The sequence below is a fragment of the Roseateles sp. GW821-FHT09G03 genome, assembly GCF_059416045.1.
In genome coordinates, this window is the sequence record NZ_JBWKOK010000002.1 from 719964 (window position 1) to 738273 (window position 18310).

Annotated in this window: 20 protein-coding genes, 1 tRNA gene and 1 pseudogene; 7 read left to right on the forward strand and 15 right to left on the reverse strand. The window is 69.0% G+C overall.

Features of this window, described 5'->3' with window-relative positions:
- Positions 1 to 152: 152 nt before the first annotated feature.
- Positions 153 to 227 (reverse strand) — tRNA-Arg (locus AC07OZ_RS10430).
- A gap of 290 nt (positions 228 to 517) precedes the next feature.
- Between AC07OZ_RS10430 and AC07OZ_RS10435 the strand changes: the two genes are divergently transcribed.
- Positions 518 to 1126 (forward strand): c-type cytochrome, encoded by a 609-nt coding sequence (locus AC07OZ_RS10435; RefSeq protein ID WP_495467065.1) that lies wholly within the window; start codon positions 518 to 520, stop codon positions 1124 to 1126.
- Between the two features lie 90 nt (positions 1127 to 1216).
- On the opposite strand, the gene AC07OZ_RS10440 is transcribed toward AC07OZ_RS10435, so the two are convergent.
- The 9 genes from AC07OZ_RS10440 to AC07OZ_RS10480 all read right to left on the reverse strand — a co-directional run bounded on the left by AC07OZ_RS10440 (position 1217) and on the right by AC07OZ_RS10480 (position 8996).
- Entirely contained in the window at positions 1217 to 1756 is a 540-nt protein-coding gene (locus AC07OZ_RS10440; RefSeq protein WP_495467066.1) for a DUF2946 family protein, read from the reverse strand.
- A 20-nt stretch (positions 1757 to 1776) separates the two neighbouring features.
- Complete coding sequence (locus AC07OZ_RS10445; RefSeq protein WP_495467067.1) at positions 1777 to 2805, reverse strand: YheT family hydrolase; 1029 nt, start codon at positions 2803 to 2805, stop codon at positions 1777 to 1779.
- Between the two features lie 11 nt (positions 2806 to 2816).
- Positions 2817 to 3278, reverse strand: coding sequence for a YybH family protein (locus AC07OZ_RS10450; RefSeq protein WP_495467068.1), 462 nt, complete (start codon positions 3276 to 3278; stop codon positions 2817 to 2819).
- A gap of 64 nt (positions 3279 to 3342) precedes the next feature.
- Entirely contained in the window at positions 3343 to 3561 is a 219-nt protein-coding gene (locus tag AC07OZ_RS10455) for a zinc-finger domain-containing protein (RefSeq protein WP_067279675.1), read from the reverse strand.
- 53 nt (positions 3562 to 3614) lie between these two features.
- Positions 3615 to 4538 carry a branched-chain amino acid transaminase gene (locus tag AC07OZ_RS10460; protein WP_495467069.1) on the reverse strand — a complete coding sequence of 308 codons (924 nt, stop codon included), beginning with the start codon at positions 4536 to 4538 and terminating at the stop codon, positions 3615 to 3617.
- Between the two features lie 51 nt (positions 4539 to 4589).
- The gene (locus AC07OZ_RS10465; RefSeq protein ID WP_495467070.1) at positions 4590 to 4997 is read right to left on the reverse strand and encodes a hypothetical protein; all 408 of its coding nucleotides are present in this window, start codon (positions 4995 to 4997) and stop codon (positions 4590 to 4592) included.
- Positions 4998 to 5130: 133 nt separating this feature from the next.
- On the reverse strand, positions 5131 to 6489 hold the full coding sequence (radA, locus tag AC07OZ_RS10470; protein ID WP_431259771.1) for a DNA repair protein RadA: 1359 nt from the start codon (positions 6487 to 6489) through the stop codon (positions 5131 to 5133).
- Positions 6490 to 6550: 61 nt separating this feature from the next.
- Complete coding sequence (locus tag AC07OZ_RS10475; RefSeq protein ID WP_495467071.1) at positions 6551 to 7495, reverse strand: hypothetical protein; 945 nt, start codon at positions 7493 to 7495, stop codon at positions 6551 to 6553.
- Between the two features lie 25 nt (positions 7496 to 7520).
- Positions 7521 to 8996 carry a sodium:solute symporter gene (locus AC07OZ_RS10480; RefSeq protein WP_495467072.1) on the reverse strand — a complete coding sequence of 492 codons (1476 nt, stop codon included), beginning with the start codon at positions 8994 to 8996 and terminating at the stop codon, positions 7521 to 7523.
- A gap of 206 nt (positions 8997 to 9202) precedes the next feature.
- Between AC07OZ_RS10480 and AC07OZ_RS10485 the strand changes: the two genes are divergently transcribed.
- The 3 genes and pseudogenes from AC07OZ_RS10485 to AC07OZ_RS10495 form a co-directional block, all read left to right on the forward strand.
- Positions 9203 to 9835: a LysE family transporter gene (locus AC07OZ_RS10485; RefSeq protein ID WP_495467073.1), complete on the forward strand. Its 633-nt coding sequence runs from the start codon at positions 9203 to 9205 to the stop codon at positions 9833 to 9835.
- 145 nt (positions 9836 to 9980) lie between these two features.
- Positions 9981 to 10865, forward strand: coding sequence for a DMT family transporter (locus AC07OZ_RS10490; protein ID WP_495467074.1), 885 nt, complete (start codon positions 9981 to 9983; stop codon positions 10863 to 10865).
- A 58-nt stretch (positions 10866 to 10923) separates the two neighbouring features.
- Positions 10924 to 11058, forward strand: a pseudogene (locus tag AC07OZ_RS10495) (type II toxin-antitoxin system MqsA family antitoxin); the annotation flags it as partial.
- A 52-nt stretch (positions 11059 to 11110) separates the two neighbouring features.
- Here the strand turns inward: AC07OZ_RS10495 and AC07OZ_RS10500 are convergent.
- Genes AC07OZ_RS10500 through alr form a run of 3 tightly spaced genes read right to left on the reverse strand, consistent with a single transcriptional unit; the run spans position 11111 to position 13465 of the window.
- The gene (locus tag AC07OZ_RS10500) at positions 11111 to 11878 is read right to left on the reverse strand and encodes a hypothetical protein (RefSeq protein WP_495467075.1); all 768 of its coding nucleotides are present in this window, start codon (positions 11876 to 11878) and stop codon (positions 11111 to 11113) included.
- Positions 11879 to 11913: 35 nt separating this feature from the next.
- The gene (gene arfB, locus AC07OZ_RS10505; protein WP_495467076.1) at positions 11914 to 12321 is read right to left on the reverse strand and encodes an alternative ribosome rescue aminoacyl-tRNA hydrolase ArfB; all 408 of its coding nucleotides are present in this window, start codon (positions 12319 to 12321) and stop codon (positions 11914 to 11916) included.
- 40 nt (positions 12322 to 12361) lie between these two features.
- Positions 12362 to 13465: an alanine racemase gene (alr, locus tag AC07OZ_RS10510; RefSeq protein ID WP_495467077.1), complete on the reverse strand. Its 1104-nt coding sequence runs from the start codon at positions 13463 to 13465 to the stop codon at positions 12362 to 12364.
- Between the two features lie 173 nt (positions 13466 to 13638).
- On the opposite strand from alr, the gene lplT reads away from it, so the two are divergent.
- Positions 13639 to 14916 (forward strand): lysophospholipid transporter LplT, encoded by a 1278-nt coding sequence (gene lplT / locus AC07OZ_RS10515; RefSeq protein ID WP_495467078.1) that lies wholly within the window; start codon positions 13639 to 13641, stop codon positions 14914 to 14916.
- Positions 14917 to 14996: 80 nt separating this feature from the next.
- Here the strand turns inward: lplT and AC07OZ_RS10520 are convergent, their stop codons facing one another.
- On the reverse strand, positions 14997 to 15938 hold the full coding sequence (locus AC07OZ_RS10520) for a hypothetical protein (RefSeq protein WP_495467079.1): 942 nt from the start codon (positions 15936 to 15938) through the stop codon (positions 14997 to 14999).
- Between the two features lie 263 nt (positions 15939 to 16201).
- Here AC07OZ_RS10520 and AC07OZ_RS10525 point away from each other — a divergent pair, with 263 nt between their 5' ends.
- Positions 16202 to 17062, forward strand: coding sequence for an EamA family transporter (locus AC07OZ_RS10525; RefSeq protein ID WP_495467080.1), 861 nt, complete (start codon positions 16202 to 16204; stop codon positions 17060 to 17062).
- A gap of 62 nt (positions 17063 to 17124) precedes the next feature.
- On the forward strand, positions 17125 to 17622 hold the full coding sequence (locus AC07OZ_RS10530; protein ID WP_495467081.1) for a glutathione peroxidase: 498 nt from the start codon (positions 17125 to 17127) through the stop codon (positions 17620 to 17622).
- A 3-nt stretch (positions 17623 to 17625) separates the two neighbouring features.
- On the opposite strand, the gene AC07OZ_RS10535 is transcribed toward AC07OZ_RS10530, so the two are convergent.
- Positions 17626 to 18198 (reverse strand): Crp/Fnr family transcriptional regulator, encoded by a 573-nt coding sequence (locus AC07OZ_RS10535; protein ID WP_495467082.1) that lies wholly within the window; start codon positions 18196 to 18198, stop codon positions 17626 to 17628.
- Positions 18199 to 18310: the final 112 nt, after the last annotated feature.

Below are 18310 nucleotides of genomic sequence, written 5' to 3' on the forward strand. Positions count from 1 at the left end.
GAAATCCGTTCGCGGATCAATCGCACAAATGGCGGCATCCGCATGAGCGAATTTGCGTGTCGGAGGCCACGCCGAATGGGGGATCGAACCGTGCAAGGCCAGAAAGCAGAAAGCCGGTTGCCACACACGTGACAACCGGCTTCTGGGAATTCTGGTGCGACCGGCAAGAATCGAACTTGCGACTAAGCCTTCGGAGGGCCCAATGATATCCACTTCACCACGGTCGCCGCGGGAAGCGCGCATTCTAGCCTTCTTCTGACCCTCCTCGACCCGACCACGCCCGTCCCGTCGAAACGGAACCACCGCGAACACCTGCGCGACCCTCGCGCAACACCTGCCCCACCAACGTGCCGACCTTGACGAAAGCCCCAGGGTGGGGCGACAGGGGGCTGGCTATACTGCGCCGATTTGCTGTTCCACGGTCCGGTTTTCCCAGGGCGATCCGTCATCCGACAGCCCTGCCGAAACACGGACTCGCTTCTGCCGTATCCGATTCGATTCGAGCCACGAGGAATTCATGAGCGGAACCCAGGACCACGCCAACGCCCAGGACACGCACGCCGAAGGACACGACGCCCACGAGGGCCCGATCAAGACCCCCAAGCAACTGATCGTCGCCGTCTTCTTCGCCTTCGTCATTCCGATCGTGATCATCGTGATGCTCGCGAACTACGTGTCCAGCGAGATCAAGCCCGGCGCCGGCGGCTCCGGCCTCGAGGCACAGGCGGTCGCCGCCCGCATCCAGCCCGTGGGCTCGATCGAGCTCAAAGACCTGACCAATGCCGCCGCGATGAAGACCGGCGAGCAGGTCTTCCAGGGCCAGTGCGCGGCCTGCCACGCCACCGGCGCGGCCGGCGCTCCCAAGATCGGCGACCACGACGCCTGGGGCCCGCGTGTGAAGACCGGCTTCGACACCCTGGTGCACTCCGCCCTCAAGGGCAAGGGCAACATGGGCCCGCAGGGCGGCGGCGACTTCAGCGACTTCGAGATCTCCCGCGCGGTCGTCTACATGGCCAACCAGGGCGGCGCCAAGTTCGACGAGCCGAAGCTGCCCGCCGCGGCCGCCTCCGGCGCCGACGCAGGTGCCTCGGCGCCCGCCGCCGCGGCCTCCGCCGCGTCGCAGTAAACCGCTCGCGCAAGAAACACGAAAGCCGACCTGAGGGTCGGCTTTTTCATGGACGATCGCCTGAAGAGATCGTCTCACTCTTCGGAAGGGTCAGGACTTGCCCGATTCCCCCTTTGGATCGACGGGCGCCAGCAACACGCCATGACGGGCGAGCAACTCGGCGTGCGTGGCGTTCGACATGCCCCAGCGCCCCGCTTCGAGCGCGTCCGCCGCCGGTCCCATGTCCTGCGTGTGGACCAGCCCCAGGCCCAGGTCGGTCTCGAGGAACAGGCGGTCCCGCTCGTCCAGCACCGCGGTGGCGACCTGTGCCTCGCGCCCGGTGTGGCTCAGCACGCGGCCGTCCGGCTGCAGGCGCCAGATCCAGGGCGCGGCTTCCAGCTGCACGTAGACCCGCTGCGGCCCGTTCTGGAAGAACCAGGCGCCCTGGTCGTCCGACGCGTAGTTGCGGTCGATGAAGGCGATCAGCTTGTCATGCACGATGCGGCTGCCCTTGACCGTCGGGAACGGGCCGGCGGCCTGGATGCGCTCGTCGCGCATGTACCAGTCGCCGCGCGCGTCCAGCGCCAGCCAGCCGTAGCAATGCGGCACGTTGGGCCACTTCTTCAGGGCCGCTTCGACGATGGCATCCATGCGTGTCCTTTCCGCGCGGCTCAGAGCCGCGTCGCCAGCCAGTCGGTGACGCGCTGCGGCATCGTGCGCACATGCCCGGGCGGCCGGCCCGACGGGAAGCCGACATGCCCGCCCTCGCGCGGCTGCCACAGCGTCACATGCGCGCCGACATGGCTCTGCTCGGGCAGGCTGTGTGCCGGCACGAACGGGTCGTTGCGCGCGTTCAGCACCAACGCCGGGATGCGGATCCGCGCCAGGTGCGGCTTGGCCGAGGCGCGCAGCCAGTAATCGTCGACGTCGCGGAAGCCGTGCACCGGCCCGGTGAAGATGTTGTCGAACTCGTAGAGGTTGCGCACGCGCCGCATCCGCTCGGCGTCGAACAGCCCGGGATGCTGCTTCAGCTTGCTCATCGCCTTGGGCATCATCGTCCGCAGGAACATGCGCGTGTAGACGAGCCCGTTGAAGCCCTTGCCGATGGCATGGCCGGAGGCCGTCAGGTCCACCGGCGAGCAGACGGAGCAGACGGCCTTCACCGTCGATCCGGCGCTTTCGCCGGCTTCCTGCGCCCAGCGCAGCAGCGCGTTGCCGCCCAGCGAGATGCCGACGGCGATGATCGGGCCGCGATGCGCGGCGCGCAGCTGTTCCAGCATCCAGCCGATCTCGGTGTAGTCGCCCGAGTGGTACGCGCGCGGTGCGAGATTGAGCTCGCCCGAGCACCCTCGGAAGTACGGCATCGCGAAGGCCCAGCCCCGTTGCTGTGCCACCGCGGCGAAGGCCTGCACGTACTGGCTGTCCACCGAGCCTTCCAGCCCGTGGAAGAGCACCAGCAGCGGACGTTCGGCGGGCGCGGTCGTGGCATCCGCCCCGTTCGACGGGACGGTGGCCGAGGTGTTCGGCGCGGAGGTCGCGGGATCGACGAGGTGCTCGACGTCGACGAAGTCGCCGTCCGGGGTCAACCAGCGTTCGCGGCGGAACTGCGGCGGGGGACCGACGTAGCGGCGCGCGAACAGCGCGGGCCAGATCGTCTGGGCATGGCCTCCGGGCAACCAGGGAGGCGCCTGGTACTGCATGGACAACCCCCTCAATGCAGCGTCGTGGGCGCGCCGGCGGACACGATAGCCAGCTCCTGCTTCACGTCCTGCGAGGTGCCGGGGCTCGCATGGTGCGCGACCATGCGCCAGCCCAGCGCCGTCTTCAGATAGACGTTCGTCGCGACGACCCAGGCGCTCTGCACGCCGTCCTCGTCGGTGATCTCGACGCGCTCCAGCACCTGGTGGATCGCCGTCTCGCCGTTGACCAGCCTGCGCTGGCACTCCGGATGAACGGGGATCGAGCCTCTGGCAAAGATCTGCTCGAAGCTCGCCCGGATCGCCGCCGCGCCGACGACGCGCGGCCCGCCCGGATGGACGCAGCAGACCTCGTCCTCGTCGCCCCAGACAGCCATCAGGCGTTCCAGGTCGCCGGCCTGCAGGGCCTCGTAGAACTGCGCTTCGGTGTCCTCGGGAGAGGCCAGCAGCAGGGCGGTCTGAGGCTTGCGCACCATGGGTCTCTTTCCTTGTTCAGGGGAGCGGGCGAGGGCCGACTGGCATGCCGTCGGCCGTCGTGGCTCAGTGACCGGAGGGCAGGTGCTCGCCGGCCTTCAGCTTGTACAGCGTGCCGCAGTACGGGCAGGCGCCTTCGCCGGTGTGGCTCAGGTCGATGAAGACGCGCGGATGGTTGCTCCACAGCGGCATCTTGGGATTCGGGCAGAAGACGACGCCCGGACCTTGCAGGTCCTGCGCGGTGACTTCGACGGTGGCCTTGGGCGTGGTGGTGTTGGCGCTCATGATCTTGTTCTTGAAAGCTTGCGGCGGCTGGCGGTCCGTGGGGGAGACCCCGTTCAGACCACGCTCAGCCAGTGGGCGTACTTGGGATTGCGGCCGTTGACGATGTCGAAGAAGGCCGACTGGATCTTCTCGGTGATCGGGCCGCGGCTGCCGCTGCCCAGCTCGATGCGGTCCAGCTCGCGGATCGGCGTGACTTCAGCGGCGGTGCCGGTGAAGAAGGCCTCGTCGGAGATGTAGACCTCGTCGCGGGTGATGCGCTTCTCGACCAGCTGCAGGCCCAGGTCCTGGCAGATCGCGAAGATGGTGTTGCGGGTGATGCCGTTGAGCGCGCCCGCCGACAGGTCCGGCGTGTAGACCACGCCGTTCTTGATGATGAAGAGGTTCTCGCCCGCGCCTTCGGAGACGAAGCCCGACGCGTCCAGCAGCAGCGCCTCGTCGTAGCCGTCCTCGGTCGCTTCCATGTTGGCCAGGATCGAGTTGGTGTAGTTCGACACCGTCTTGGCCTGCGTCATCGTGATGTTGACGTGGTGGCGGGTGTAGCTGCTGGTCTTGACGCGGATGCCGCGCTTGAGGCCTTCCTCGCCCAGGTAGGCGCCCCAGGCCCAGGCGGCGACCATCAGGTGGATCTTGTTGCCCTTGGGGCTGACGCCCAGCTTCTCGCTGCCGATCCAGGTCAGCGGACGCAGGTAGCAGCTGGCCAGGTTGTTCTCGCGCACGACCGCCTTCTGCGCGGCCTCGACCTGCTCGATCGAGAACGGGATCTTCATGCGCAGGATCTTGGCGCTGTTGAACAGGCGCTCCGTGTGCTCGCGCAGCCGGAAGATCGCGGTGCCCTTGTCGGTCTGGTACGCCCGCACGCCTTCGAAGGCGCCGCAGCCGTAGTGCAGGGTGTGGGTCAGCACATGGATCTTGGCGTCGCGCCAGTCCACCAGCTCGCCGTCCATCCAGATCTTGCCGTCGCGATCGTCCAGAGACATGGGTCTTCCTTTGCGGCCGCGAATGGGCCGGGTGCTGCGAAGTCGGGGATTTTATGCGGCCGGTGTGTAGTCGGGGGCGGCCGATTCGGGCTCCTGGGCGCGGATCAGCGTCCATCGTGCGACCACGCCGCGTTCCATGACCACGTCCACCGCGTCGCCGCCGGTGTCGGTCCAGCGGTAGGTGTTCTCCTCGACCTTGACGCCCAGCGACTTGCACATGCGGATCAGGTCGATCAGCTTCATCCCGGCGTGCAGCTTCGAGTTCAGCATGATCGCGCTGGAGACGTGGCCCAGCGGCGAGCTCTGCGCCGTGCGCATGACGCGCATCAGCTGCGAGAACTGCAGCAGCAGGTAGAAGATGACGGCGGACGTGCCCAGGATCGCGCCCTTCCAGCCGAAGAAGTAGGTGCCGGCGACGATGGCGGCGATGGCGAGGAGGATGCCGACGAGGCGGTTCATGCGGGGGAACTCCGAAGGGGGCGCCTGGCGGGGGCGGCCGGGTGGGACGGAACCCGCGATTGTCGTCGGGCCGCGGCGGCGGCGGGTGTGGCGATTGCGGATGCCGCCATCGCCGATCCCGACGCCGGCAAGGTCACAGCCCGCGCAGGATCTCGATGGCGTCCTCGATGCGGGCGACCGGGTGGACCGTCAGGCCGTCGATCGGCTTCTTCGGCGCGTTGGCCTGCGGTACGACCGCGATCGAGAAGCCGAGCTTGGCCGCTTCCTTCAGCCGCTCCTGGCCGCGCGGCGCGGGGCGGACCTCGCCGGCCAGGCCGACCTCGCCGAAGGCGAAGAAGCCCTTGGGCAGCGGCTTGCCGCGCAGCGAGCTCTGGATCGCGAGCAGCACGGCCAGGTCAGCCGCCGGCTCGCTGATGCGCACGCCGCCGACGGCGTTGACGAAGACGTCCTGGTCCATGGTCGCGACGCCCGCGTGCCGGTGCAGCACGGCCAGCAGCATCGCGAGGCGGTCGCGCTCCAGGCCCACCGACAGCCGGCGCGGGCTGGGCCCGCCGCCGTCGACCAGTGCCTGCAGCTCGACGAGCAGCGGCCGTGTGCCCTCCAGCGTGACCAGCACACAGGAGCCGGGCACCGGCTCGCCGTGCGTGGACAGGAAGATCGCGCTCGGATTGGTGACGCCCTTCAGGCCCTTCTCGGTCATGGCGAAGACGCCGATCTCGTTGACCGCGCCGAAGCGGTTCTTGATCGCGCGGACCAGCCGGTAGCTGCTGTGGGTGTCGCCCTCGAAGTAGAGGACGGTGTCGACGATGTGCTCCAGCACGCGCGGACCGGCCAGCGCGCCCTCCTTGGTCACGTGGCCGACCAGCACCATCGCGCAGCCGCCGGACTTGGCGGTGCGGGTCAGCTGCGCGGCGCATTCGCGCACCTGCGCGACGGAGCCGGGCGCCGAGGACAGCTGCTCGGAGTACATCGTCTGGATGGAGTCGATGACGCAGAAGTCCGGCTGTTCCACCTCGATCGTGGCGAGGATCTTCTCCAGGCCGATCTCGGCCAGCACGCGCACCTGCGAACCGTCCAGGCCCAGGCGGCGGGACCGCATCGCGACCTGCGCGCCGGATTCCTCGCCGGTGACGTAGAGGACCTTCATCTGGCGGGACAGCGCGTCGACCGCCTGCAGCAGCAGCGTCGACTTGCCGATGCCCGGATCGCCGCCGATCAGCACCACGCCACCCGTGACGATGCCGCCGCCCAGCACGCGGTCCAGTTCCTCCAGCGAGGTGGGGGTGCGTTCGAAGTCGCGGGCCTCGATCTCGGACAGCGTCGCGACGGGCTGGCTGCGGGCCAGCGCCTGGAAGCGGTTCTTGCCGGCGGCGGGTTCGGCGGCGGTTTCGACGAGGGTGTTCCAGGCGCTGCAGGACGGGCAGCGGCCCAGCCACTTGGCGCTGGTGGCGCCGCATTCGGAGCAGACGTAGTGGGATTTCTGAGTGGCCATGGGGCGGGATTGTCGCCGCCGCCTCGACCCGCTCGCGGCAGGAGGCCGCCCGCCGTCGCCGCTACTTCAGGCGGACCAGTTGCCAGGCATGCGGCAGCGAGTCGGCGGCCGGGATCCACCGGTCGACGGCCGCCCCCAGCAGCACGCCCACCACGACCAGTGACAAGGCCGGCACCCAGGTGCGCCGGACCGCGCACCGCCAGAAACCCTCTTCATGCATGCGCCGCCAGGCCATGCCGCCGGCGACGCTCGCCAGCGCCAGTTCGACGGAAACGGCCAGCAGCACCTCCACGCCGAACAGGCCGAAAACGCAGAAACCCAGCGCCGCGCCGATCCCCACGATCAGCAGCACGGGCACGGCGATGATGGCGCCCTCATCCAGCCCGCCCAGGGCGTCGCCGGCGGCACCGAGCGCATCGCCGGCTGGGGACAAGTCCAAGGGAGAAGCTGTTGGCAAGTCCACTGGAAAACCTGTGGACAATGGTGTTGGCAAGTCGGTGGACAAGGATGTGGACGAGCCTGTGGAGAAATCTCCGGAAGCCCCGCCACCGCCGAAGTTTCCGCCTCCACCGCTGCGGAACGGCACGGGAGGGGTGCCATGTCGCAGACCGCTGAACAGCTGGATGCCAAGGTCCAGCAGGTCTGGCGTGGCCTCGAGCGGCGACCCGTGGCGGCGCACGAGCGCACGCGCCCAGACGCGCAGCAGTCCCAGGTAGAGGAGGTAGCTGGCAGGCAGCAGCAACGCGTAGCGCCAGGCCAGGGCTTCGACACCGAGCGCTCGCAGTCCCGCGCCACCCAGCATCAGCGCGCCCAACATCAGCAGCGCGATGACGAAGACGTGCAGCCGCAGCAGGAACTGGCCGCGCAGCCGGTGCCGCAAGTTCTGGATCCAGTGCAGGCGCGCGTGGTGGCGCTCGGCGAAGGACATGGATGCCGAGGCGTGACGAGCCTGATGGGCGCGGTCGGCGTGCGGCAGGGAATGCGGCGTGACTTGCGGCGTGGGCATGTCGCCGCAGGATAGCGGGCGAGGGTCAGTTCACCGCTGCGGAACGCCCGATCCTGTCCATCGGAGAACGCGAACCTGCCCAGAGACCGCCGAAGGTGAGAGCGGCGTTCACCAGCAGCAGCTCCAACCCCATCCGGTAGTCCCCGAAAAGGGTGGCCTGGTGGGCGTCGACGACCCAGCACAGCGCTGGCGCGGCCAGCGCGACCCACGGCAGGATGCCCGCGCGCAAGGTGCGCGTCGTCAGGATGCCGAAGGCGAACAGTCCCAGCAGCGGACCGTAGGTGTAACCCGCCAACTTGAGGATGAGGTTGACCATGCTGGGGTCGTCCAGCCATCGGAAGCCCAGCGTCAGCAGCAGGAACAGCAGCGCGTAGCCCAGGTGCACGGCCTTGCGGACACGGCGCTGGCGGGCCTCGTCCCAGTCGCGGCGTTCCTGCAGACCGATCAGGTCGATGCAGGTGCTGGAGGTGAGCGCGGTGATGGCGCCGTCGGCGCTCGGGAACAGCGCCGAAATCAACGCGACCACGAAGATCAGCTGCACCCACGCCGGCAGGTGGCCCATCACGACGGCGGGGAACAGGCGGTCGCCATGGGCGGCGATGTCCTGCTGCTGCGCATACATCGTCAGCAGGCCGCCGAGGAACAGGAACAGCAGCACGACGACGGTCATGATGGCCGCCATCACCATCATGTTCTTCTGTGCGTCGGCCAGGCGCTTGACCGAGATGTTCTTCTGCATCATCTCCTGGTCCAGTCCCGTCATCGCGACGGCGATCGCCGCGCCGGCGAGCAGCTGCTTGGCCCAGTGCGAGGCGCTCATCGGGTCGGTGACGAAGACCTCGGCGAGGCCGGCCGCGCGCATCGCCTGCCAGCCCGACGCCAGGTCCAGGCCCAGCGCGTGCAGCAGGAACACCACGCAGATCACCAGGCCGCCGAGCATGCCGGTGGTCTGGAGCGTGTCGGTCCAGACGATGGTCTTGACGCCGCCCTCGAGCGTGTAGAGCAGGATCATCACGAGCACCAGCAGCGCGCTGAGCCAGAACGGCATGCCGAACTGGGCGAGCACGAGGTCCTGCAGGATGCGCACGACCAGGTAGAGCCGGGCGGTGGCGCCGAGCGTGCGGGACAGGATGAAGAAGCCCGCGCCGGTGCGGTGCGCGGCGACGCCCAGGCGCGTGCCGAGGTAGCGGTAGATGGAGCTCAGGTTGAGCCGGTAATAGAGCGGCAGCAGCACGAAGGCGACGACCGCGTAGCCGGCGAACTGGCCCAGCATGATCTGGAAGTAGCTGAACGCGCCGGCGCCGACGGAGCCCGGCACGCTGATGAAGGTCACCCCGGAAAGCGAGGTGCCGATCATCCCGAAGGCGACCAGTCCCCAGTGGCTGTTGCGGTTGCCGATGAAGAAGCTGTCGTTGTCCGCGCGGCGGGACGTCCACCAGGCCACCGCCAGCAGCAGCGAGAAGTAGGCGATGACGACGATGAGCAGGACGGTGGCGGACATGGCGCGGGATTATTGAAGCGCCGCCGCAGGGGCGGCATTCCGAATGCGGCGGCGGGCATAACCCGGGCCGATGCCACCGGTCCGCCCTCCCTGGGGAGAACGCTGGGTCGCCCGCAAGGCCGATGGACACGGGGCCGCGTTAACCCTGACCTTCGTCGGCGCAGAGGCGGCGTGCTACAACCTCGGCTCCTTCGAAGGAGTCGATCATGGAGTTGTCAGTCTGGCTGGGGTTTTTCGCGGCCTCCTGGGCCATCAGCCTGTCCCCGGGCGCCGGTGCCATCGCGGCGATGAGCGCCGGGCTGAATCACGGCTTCCAGCGCGGCTACTTCATGACGATGGGCCTGATCCTGGGCATCCTGACCCAGATCGTGGTGGTCGGCGCCGGACTGGGCGCGCTGATCGCGGCGTCCGAACAGGCGTTCGCGGTGGTGAAGTGGGCCGGCGTGGCCTACCTCGTCTACCTCGGGATCCAGCAGTGGCGGTCGCCGGCCAAGCCGCTGGTGGCCGAGCAGGCCGAGAGCAAGCAGGTCTCGCGTCGCGACCTGGTCCTGCGCGGCTGGGGCATCAACGCGGTGAACCCCAAGGGCACGGTCTTCCTGCTGGCCGTGGTGCCGCAGTTCCTGAACCTGCACCACAGCCTGCCGCAGCAGTACGCGGTGATCGGCGCGACGCTGGCCTTCACCGACGCGGTCGTGATGGCCGGCTACACGCTGCTGGCAGCGCGCGTGCTGCGCGCGCTGCGCTCGGAATCGCACCTGAAGGCGATGAACCGGATCTTCGGATCGCTGTTCGTCGGTGCCGGCGCGTTGCTGGCGACCTTCAAAAAGGCCGCCGACTGAGGTCGACGTCCGGACCCTCCCTGCGGCCCCCGCAAGGAGGGCGTCTCCCACCGAAGGCCGCCCCCACAGGGCGGCCTCGTCATTTCCACCGGTTCGCTGAATGCGTCCTCGCGCGGGCGGCCGGTACAGATCGCTGCCGCACATCATGTCCACCGTTTCCGATCGCTGGTTGTTCTGGGGCCCGACGCTGATCTGGGCCAGCACCTGGCACGTGATCCTCTATCAGCTGGCCTCGGGTGTCCCGGTGCTGAACTCGGTCGGCTGGCGCTTCGGTCTGGCGGCGTTGATGCTGGCCGGCTTCGCGCGCTGGCAGAAACTGTCGCTGAAGCTGCCGTGGTCGGCGCACGGGCTGATGCTAGCGACGGGGATCGTCCAGTACAGCGGCAACTACTTCTCCGTCTACGAGGCTGAGCGCCACATTCCCAGCGGCTTGGTGGCGGTGCTGTTCTGCCTGATGGTGTTCGGCAACGCGCTGTCGGGGCGGATTTTCTTCGCCCAGCGCGTGACGGGCCGCTTCCTGGCGGCGTCGGCGGGCGCGGTGGCGGGCGTGGTGATGATCTTCTGGCCGGAGATCGCCTCGACCGGCGCCCGCCCGACGGCGGCCTACGGCCTGGCGATCGGCCTGGCGGCGGTGCTGGCCGCGTGCATCGGCAACGTGCTGACGCTGACCTTGACGCGCCGCGGCCTGCCGCTGGTACCGGTCCTGGCGTGGAGCATGGGCTACGGCGCGGTGTTCCTGCTGGCCGCGTCGGTCACGACGGGGCAGGGCCTGAACTTCGCGTGGACGCCGGAATACGTGTTCAGCCTGTTGTACCTGGCGGTGTTCGGCTCGGTGTTCGCGTTCGTCCTGTACTTCAAGCTCGCGCAGCGTCAGGGCACGGCGCGCGCCGCGCTGACCGGCGTGGTGATCCCGGTGATCGCGCTGGGGATCTCCGCGATCTTCGAAGGCTGGCGGCCGACGGCCCTCGCGCTCGCCGGCATGGTGCTGTGCTTGAGCAGCATCTACGTGGCGACGCGGCCGCAGCGGTGAGCGCGTGCTCGCGCTTGGTTCCGAACTCCTTGTGATGCCTTTTTGATCGCCTCCCAATGAAGCGGGAACTGGGGTCGGGTCTTGCGTATTCGCAAGGCGTCAAGATCGCAAGACGCAGCCGCCGTTGGCGTTGATCAAGCTGCTGCGGCTGCTGGATCGCTACCCGGACCTGCTGGAGGAGATCAGGGCCTGAGCGCCTCTGCGCTGGTGAGACCCCTCGAATGGAGGGGTGTGGCAACGGTCGGTCACTTCACCCAGCCGATCTCCACCGCCGTCGCCGGACCGACCGCCGTCTCCCCGAGCCCCGACGGGATCCGCTGCTCGCCCTCCCGGACCGGGATGCGGCCGGCCATCAGTTCGGCGGTCGTCTGCGGATAGCGGGGCTCCTGGCGCGGCTCGGCAAAGCCCTCGGGGAACACCGGCGCCAGCGTCGACAGGTCGTACTTGTCGGTCGCGCCGAAGGTGTGCAGCGCCTCGTGTGCGATGACGACCTCGTTCTGCGCCTGTTGCGCCTTCGTTGCGAACAGGTGCACCAGTCCGAGCCGGCCCTTCTCCAGCCCGATCGAATGCGGCAGCGCGCCGGCGAAGTCCGGCGGGTGATACATGAGGAAGAGCTTCACGTCGGGCACCGGCGAGCTCGGCGGTGTCTGGCGCCAGGCCCACCAGCGCATGCGCAGGCTCCACGAGATCGCCGACAACGGCCCCGCGTCGCGCGGCACCGTCGGCGGCGCGACACGCACACGGCTGCCCAGCACGATCCGCACCGGCTCGGACAAGGACACGCCGTACCGGGCCGCCTCCTGCTGGAAGTAGGGCGCCAGTCCCGCGAAGGCGGTGGCGTCCAGCCGCTCCAGGTAGAGGTCCGTCACCGCGTCGCCCGACGCATTGATCGGATACAGCGTCACGATCTGGGGCCGTTTCCACGACTGGGCCTGCCACCGGCCCACCAGCGTGGTGACCGCCACCGTCAACAGGATCCCGAGCAGGATCAGGATCCGCAATGCCTTGAACATGTCTCTCCCTCAATGGTCGTCCAGCCCGGGACGACTCAGTCGCCGCGGACCTTGCCGCGCCCGGCCTTGATGTCGCCGCGCTGGCTCTTGGCCTCCAGCCGGCGCTTCTGCGAGCCGTAGGTCGGCTTGGTCGCCCGGCGCGCCTTCGGCGTGTGCGCCACGCTCTGCGCCAGCGCGACCAGCCGGGCGATCGCATCCGCCCGGTTCTGCTCCTGGCTGCGCGACTCCTGGGCCTTGATCACGACGACGCCCTCGGCCGTGATCCGCTGGTCGCTGAGCGCCAGCAGGCGCTCCTTGATCAGCGCCGGCAGTGTCGAGCGACGGATGTCGAAGCGCAGATGCACCGCGCTGCTCACCTTGTTGACGTTCTGGCCGCCGGGGCCGCTGGCCCGGATCGCGGAGATCTCCAGTTCCCAGTCGGCCGGCGTCCAGTCCAGGTGCATGACGCCGCTGTCGCCGATCCTGCCGGACGATCCCCGGGCGTCAGCCCAGCGACTCGACGTGCACCGGTACGCGCCGGGTCACCGCGCACATCAGCTCGTAGCCGATGGTGCCGGCCGAGCGCGCCACCTCGTCGATCGGCAGCACCGACCCGTGCGGACCCTGGCCCCAGAGCGTGACCTCGCTGCCGATGCCCTCGTTGGGGAGGTCGCTCAGGTCGACCGCCAGCATGTCCATCGACACGCGGCCGATGGTCGCGCTGCGCCGGCCGCCGACCAGCACCGGCGTGCCGTGCACGGCGTGGCGGGGATAACCGTCCGCATAGCCGCAGGCCACCGTGCCGATGCGCATCGCGCGCTGCGCCACGAAGCTGCTTCCGTAGCCCACGCTGTCGCCTTCCTTCAGGTGCTGCACGGCCAGCACCTTGGCCCGCAGCGTCATCGTGGGCTTCAGGTCCCAGTGGGCGATGTCGTGCTCCGGGAAGTCCGGCGCGCTGCCGTAGGTCATGATCCCCGAGCGCACCCAGTCGGCCCGCACCGCCGGATCCTGGCTGTGGCGCAGGATCGCGGCGCTGTTGCTCAGCGTCCGCGCGCCCGGCAGGTCGGCCGTGGCCTCCTTGAAGACGGCGGTCTGGTGCTCGATGCCGCGCGGTCCGTCCGCGTCCGAGAAATGCGTCATCAGCGAGATCTCGTCCACCTGCGGCAGCGCGTTCAGACGGTTCCAGGCGCCACGGAACGCGCTCGAGGTGAAGCCGAGCCGGTTCATGCCGCTGTTGAGCTTGAGGAACACGCGGTGCGGCTCGTGGGTCTTGTGCATGGCCAGCCAGTCGACCTGCTGCTCGTGATGCACCGCGTGCCAGAGCTTGAGCCGCGAGCAGAGTTCCAGGTCGCGGGATTCGAAGCAGCCTTCCAGCAGCAGGATCGGGCCGCGCCAGCCCAGATCGCGCACGCGCTGGGCTTCGTCCAGGTCCAGCAGCGCGAAGCCGTCGGCGCTGCGCAGCGCGTCGAACGCGCGCTCGATGCCGTGGCCGTAGGCATTGGCCTTCACCACCGCGAACACCTGCGCGTCGGGCGCGCAGGCGCGGGCGCGGGCGATGTTGTGGGCCAGCGCGGGCTGGTGGACGAGGGCTTCGATCGGACGCGGCATGGGTTCCCATTGTGCCGCGCCATGAACGGAAAACCGGCGCCCACTAACACGCGCACCCTGTCCCGTGAAGCGCTGTTACGAAAACGAGCGCGTGCTATAAACCCGCCGCAGCGCTGCCTTTCCCCACCCCGTGGACCCAGCGTGTTCACCGCAGTTCCAGGTATTCCGGGTCGATGAAAAAAGGCTTCTACACCATCATGTCAGCGCAGTTCTTCAGCTCGCTGGCTGATAACGCGCTGTTCGTCGCCGCCGTGGAACTGCTCCGCACGAGCGGCGCCGCCGAGTGGCAGCGCGCCGCCCTGGTGCCGATGTTCGCGCTGTTCTACGTGGTGCTCGCGCCCTTCGTCGGCGCCTTCGCGGACGCGGTGCCCAAAGGCAAAGTCATGTTCATCTCCAACACCATCAAGGTGCTGGGGTGCCTGAGCATGCTGGTGGGGGTGCACCCGCTGATCGCCTACGCGATCGTCGGTCTCGGCGCCGCCGCCTACTCGCCGGCCAAGTACGGCATCCTGACCGAGCTCCTCCCGCCGTCCCAGCTGGTGAAGGCCAACGGCTGGATCGAGGGCCTGACCATCGCGTCCATCATCCTGGGCGCCGTCTTCGGCGGACAGCTGATCGGGGACAAGGCGTCGGCGATGCTGCTGGCCATCGACATCCCCTTCATCGACACCGGCATCGACACCCCGCCCGAGGCGGCCATCGCCTTCATGGTGGTGCTGTATTTCATCGCCGCGCTCTTCAACCTGCGCATCCCCCGCACCGATTCTCCGCTGCAGCCGATCTCGCACAACGCGACCGACCTGGTGCGGGAGTTCGCCGCCTGCAATTCGCGGCTGTGGCAGGACAAGCTGGGCCAGATCTCGCTGGGCATGACGACGCTGTTCTGGGGCGTGTCCGGGAACATGCGCTACATCGTCTTCGCCTGGGCCGCCGCGGCGCTGGGCTACGGCACGACGCAGGCGTCGGCACTGGCCGGCGTGGTGGCGATCGGCACCGCCGTCGGCGCCGTGGCCGCCTCGATGGCCGTGCGCCTGGACAAGGCCACCGGCGTCATCCCGCTGGGCATCGCCATGGGGCTGCTGATGCTGGTGCTGAACTTCATCAACAACCTGTGGCTGGCCATCCCCTTCCTGATCGTGCTGGGCGGCATCGGCGGCTACCTGGTCGTGCCGATGAACGCGCTGCTGCAGCACCGCGGGCACAACCTGATGGGCGCCGGCCGCTCGATCGCCGTGCAGAACTTCAACGAGCAGGCCTGCATCCTGGGCCTGGGCGCGCTGTACACGATGCTGACGCGTTTCGGCACCTCGGCCTTCGGCTCGATCACGATCTTCGGCCTGCTGGTGGCGGGGATCATGTGGGTGGTCGGCCGCTGGCACGCGCACAACAAGCGCGAGCACGCCGAGGAACTCAACCGCCTGCTCGCCATCGCCCGCAGCGACAAGCACTGAGCCTGCGCGGAGGCTTCCGCTGAAACGACAACGGCCCCTTTCGGGGCCGTTGTCGTTTCTTGCTCCCAGTCCTGAAGCCCTCAGCGCCGTGCGCGTCCTCGCCCGGTCGGCGGCGCCGCGACGACGATGCCGCCGGTGGTCAGCACCTGGTCGATGTGCTCCGACCACGCCCGACCGATCTTCAGGCAGCCGCTGTGGTTGAGGTGGATCTCGTTGTGCCAGTCGCCGCTGATGCCGCTGGCGCCCGGCGTGGCCGCGGCCAGCGGGACGGCGGTCGAGTCGAACACGAACAGCCCCGGGAACTGCTCCTTGTCCGCCATCAGCGTCTTCAGCAGCAGCGCGAGGTGCATCACCATCAGCCGGCTGACGGCGGCCCAGTCGGCGGCCGGGATCGCGTAGGCCTTGAGCGCCGGATACAGCCACGGCCCGTGACCGGCGTCTTCCGCGCCGGCCGGACGCGGCATCGGCACCGCGTAGCAGTGGATGAAGACCGGCTTGCCCGCGGACGGGCCCTGGTCCCGCAGCGTCAGCAGATGGCGCAGGTTGGCCTTCAGGTACTCGGCGTAGGTCGCCCAGCCGGGTTCCGAGAAGTAGCGCCCCACGCCGGCCGATGGCGGGCCCCATTCGGTCTGGTTGCGCAGCAGGCGCAGGTGCAGGGGCACCTCCACGCCGTCGAGCTGGGTCGGCGTCTGCGCCGCCTGGATCAGGTCGTTGCCGCCCACGGACAGCAGGACGCCGTCCCAGACGGGGGCGTCCGGCGCGGTGAGCAGGCGGACGAAGTCGGGGGAAGACGCCAGTTCCACCACCTTGGACAGGCTTTCGCGCTGCCCGGCGCAGTTGATCGCGACGGTGGCCTTGGTCAGCACCAGTTCCTGGAGCAGGTTCGCGTGCGCACTGAGCTTGGCCTGGGCGGTCGAGAACCAGGAGTCCCCTTGAGCCAGCAGGCGCCAGTGGTAGCTCTGCAGGTCGGGCCCGGGCTTGGACTGCAAATCCTCGGGGGCGAAACAGGCCAGGTGATCCAAGAAGCTCTCCCTACTTTGGTGGACGGGTCACACGCGACAGGGTAGGCCGCGTGCATGACAGGCGCACGGCGCCCCGATTGGAGGTCAGGGTCAGTCCTTGCGCCATGCTACAAACCCTGGGCATTGTTGGCCGGTCCGCAGCCCGGATCCAAGCCCTGTCGGGGGGGACTGTTGCACAAGCCCCACCTCTTGTGCGCATCTGTCGCGCCCCTGTCCCTTCGTCTGTCCCTCCCTCTGTCCCCCGCCCTGTCTCCAGTTCCCGAATGCCGATCCTCGCGCTGATGCTCAACGCCACCATCTGGGGGCTGTCCTGGTGGCCTTTCCGGCAGTTCGAGGGGGCGGGCATGCACCCCTTGTGGACGACGGTGATCCTGTACGTCCTGTCCCTCGCCGTGGTGCTGGCCAGCCAGCGCGGCGCCCTGGCGGAATGGCTGCGCTCCCCCGGCCTGTGGGTGGTGACGCTGGCGGCGGGGATGACCAACACCGCGTTCAACTGGGGCGTGTCGACCGGCGACGTGGTCCGGGTGGTGCTGCTTTTCTACCTGATGCCGCTGTGGGCCGTGCTGCTCGCGCGCCTGGTGCTGGGCGAGCCGCTGACGGCGTCGGCCGGTCTGCGCATCGCCCTGGCGCTGGGCGGCGCACTGGCGGTGCTGGCGCCTGCGGACGGCGGCTGGCCGGTGCCGTCCAGCCTGCCGGACGTGCTGGGGCTGATCGGGGGCATGACCTTCGCATTCAACAACGTGATGCTGCGCCGCGAGGCGGCCCGCAGCCCCGGCGCGCGGGCACTGGCGATGTTCACCGGCGGCGTGCTGGTGGCGGGGCTGTCCGCCATGGCCATGGCCGGCCAGGGCCTCGCGCCGTGGCCGTCGCTGCCCGGCGCGGCCTGGCTGCTGCCGCTGGCGGGGATGGCGCTGTTGTTCTTCGTCTCCAACCTGTCGCTGCAATACGGGGCGGCGCGGCTGCCGGCCAACGTCACGGCGGTGGTCATGCTGACGGAGGTCCCGGTGGCCGCCATCTCGGCGCTGCTGCTGGGCGGCGGCACCTTGGACGGCAAAACCGCCGCGGGCGGTGCCGCGATCCTGGCCGCGGCGATGCTGGCGGCGCTGGAACGGCGCCGCGCCTGATCCGTTCCGCCGCGCTAGGATGCATCCCGGTCCACCCGGGCCGTTACGAGGAGGGTCCCCCCATGAGCGCCAATGGCAAGACTGCCTTCGACTTCGACGCCGTCAGCATCGCCGGCGAGCCGGTCGCGCTGTCGGAGTACCGCGGCCGCGTGCTGCTGGTCGTCAACACCGCCAGCGAGTGCGGCTTCACGCCGCAGTTCAAGGGTCTCGAGGACCTGTGGCGCGACTTCCAGGCGCGCGGGCTGGTGGTCGTCGGATTCCCGAGCAACGAATTCGGCGGCCAGGACCCCGGCAGCAACGAGGAGATCTCGTCGTTCTGCCAGCTGAACTACGGCGTGAGCTTCCCGATGATGGCCAAGGTCAAGGTCAACGGCGGGGAAGCACATCCGCTGTGGCAATGGCTCAAGGGGGAGAAGCCCGGCATCCTGGGCACGCAGGCGATCAAGTGGAACTTCACCAAGTTCCTGATCGGCCGCGACGGCCAGGTGCTGAAGCGCTTCGCCCCGAACGATGCTCCGGCGGCTATCCGCGGGGAGATCGAGGCGGCGCTGGCGGAGTGAGGCTCACCGGCGGACGTCGATCCCGCCATAACGCAGCCGCAGCCGACCTTCGGCCTGCGCAGCGCGCAGCAGTTGATTGACCGTCTGCCTCGACAGATGGGCGAGCTGCGCCAGTTCCGCCTGCGTCGCCTTCAATGTCCGCCAACCCTCGGCGTCCGGGGGCGCCGCACGCTCATCGGCCAATTGGCGTAGCGCCACGCCGAAGCGTTCGGCGGCGCTCAGGTGCCTGGCGGCCTCCAGCAGACGCAGGTTGCCTTCGAAGCGTTCGGCGAACTCCCGCATCAGCGCGCGCGCGAATCCGGGCCATTCGTCCATCAGCACGCGATAGGCGGCCTCCCCGATGACCCGCACGCGACTGTCCGAGATGGCCGCCGCCTCGTAGCGCGAGGGCTTGCCGCTGATGAAGGCCGCGAGGCCGAACAGGCGCGGCGCGCGCACGTGCTCCAGCACCGACATGCGACCGTCGAGCGCGGCGAAGCGGGCTTCGATCTCGCCGTCTTCCACCATGTAGAACGCCGTCGGCGTCTGCCCCTGCGCGAAGAGCACCCGGCCAGCCGCGAGTCGGCGAGCAGGCATCAGCGCCTCCAGGCGCAAATCGGGCGTGGACGGCGGCGCCAGGGCGGGAAAGTTGGCGCACAGGGCCTGGACGGCGCCGGGCATGGGCGAGGGCGGTAGCAGTGCGGGTGGC

Bases quoted from the DNA above. Each gene is read 5' to 3' on its own strand.
- AC07OZ_RS10450 (WP_495467068.1), bottom strand. From the start codon at position 3,278: ATGGTGCGCAAGCCTCAGACCGCCCTGCTGCTGGCCTCTCCCGAGGAC.
- AC07OZ_RS10440 (WP_495467066.1), bottom strand. From the start codon at position 1,756: ATGGATGCCATCGTCGAAGCGGCCCTGAAGAAGTGGCCCAACGTGCCG.
- AC07OZ_RS10535 (WP_495467082.1), bottom strand. From the start codon at position 18,198: ATGCCTGCTCGCCGACTCGCGGCTGGCCGGGTGCTCTTCGCGCAGGGG.
- AC07OZ_RS10485 (WP_495467073.1), top strand. From the start codon at position 9,203: ATGGAGTTGTCAGTCTGGCTGGGGTTTTTCGCGGCCTCCTGGGCCATC.
- AC07OZ_RS10480 (WP_495467072.1), bottom strand. From the start codon at position 8,996: ATGTCCGCCACCGTCCTGCTCATCGTCGTCATCGCCTACTTCTCGCTG.
- AC07OZ_RS10435 (WP_495467065.1), top strand. From the start codon at position 518: ATGAGCGGAACCCAGGACCACGCCAACGCCCAGGACACGCACGCCGAA.
- AC07OZ_RS10465 (WP_495467070.1), bottom strand. From the start codon at position 4,997: ATGAACCGCCTCGTCGGCATCCTCCTCGCCATCGCCGCCATCGTCGCC.
- radA (WP_431259771.1), bottom strand. From the start codon at position 6,489: ATGGCCACTCAGAAATCCCACTACGTCTGCTCCGAATGCGGCGCCACC.
- AC07OZ_RS10475 (WP_495467071.1), bottom strand. From the start codon at position 7,495: ATGCCCACGCCGCAAGTCACGCCGCATTCCCTGCCGCACGCCGACCGC.
- AC07OZ_RS10525 (WP_495467080.1), top strand. From the start codon at position 16,202: ATGCCGATCCTCGCGCTGATGCTCAACGCCACCATCTGGGGGCTGTCC.
- AC07OZ_RS10455 (WP_067279675.1), bottom strand. From the start codon at position 3,561: ATGAGCGCCAACACCACCACGCCCAAGGCCACCGTCGAAGTCACCGCG.
- AC07OZ_RS10460 (WP_495467069.1), bottom strand. From the start codon at position 4,538: ATGTCTCTGGACGATCGCGACGGCAAGATCTGGATGGACGGCGAGCTG.
- AC07OZ_RS10500 (WP_495467075.1), bottom strand. From the start codon at position 11,878: ATGTTCAAGGCATTGCGGATCCTGATCCTGCTCGGGATCCTGTTGACG.
- AC07OZ_RS10530 (WP_495467081.1), top strand. From the start codon at position 17,125: ATGAGCGCCAATGGCAAGACTGCCTTCGACTTCGACGCCGTCAGCATC.
- lplT (WP_495467078.1), top strand. From the start codon at position 13,639: ATGAAAAAAGGCTTCTACACCATCATGTCAGCGCAGTTCTTCAGCTCG.
- alr (WP_495467077.1), bottom strand. From the start codon at position 13,465: ATGCCGCGTCCGATCGAAGCCCTCGTCCACCAGCCCGCGCTGGCCCAC.
- AC07OZ_RS10445 (WP_495467067.1), bottom strand. From the start codon at position 2,805: ATGCAGTACCAGGCGCCTCCCTGGTTGCCCGGAGGCCATGCCCAGACG.
- arfB (WP_495467076.1), bottom strand. From the start codon at position 12,321: ATGCACCTGGACTGGACGCCGGCCGACTGGGAACTGGAGATCTCCGCG.
- AC07OZ_RS10490 (WP_495467074.1), top strand. From the start codon at position 9,981: ATGTCCACCGTTTCCGATCGCTGGTTGTTCTGGGGCCCGACGCTGATC.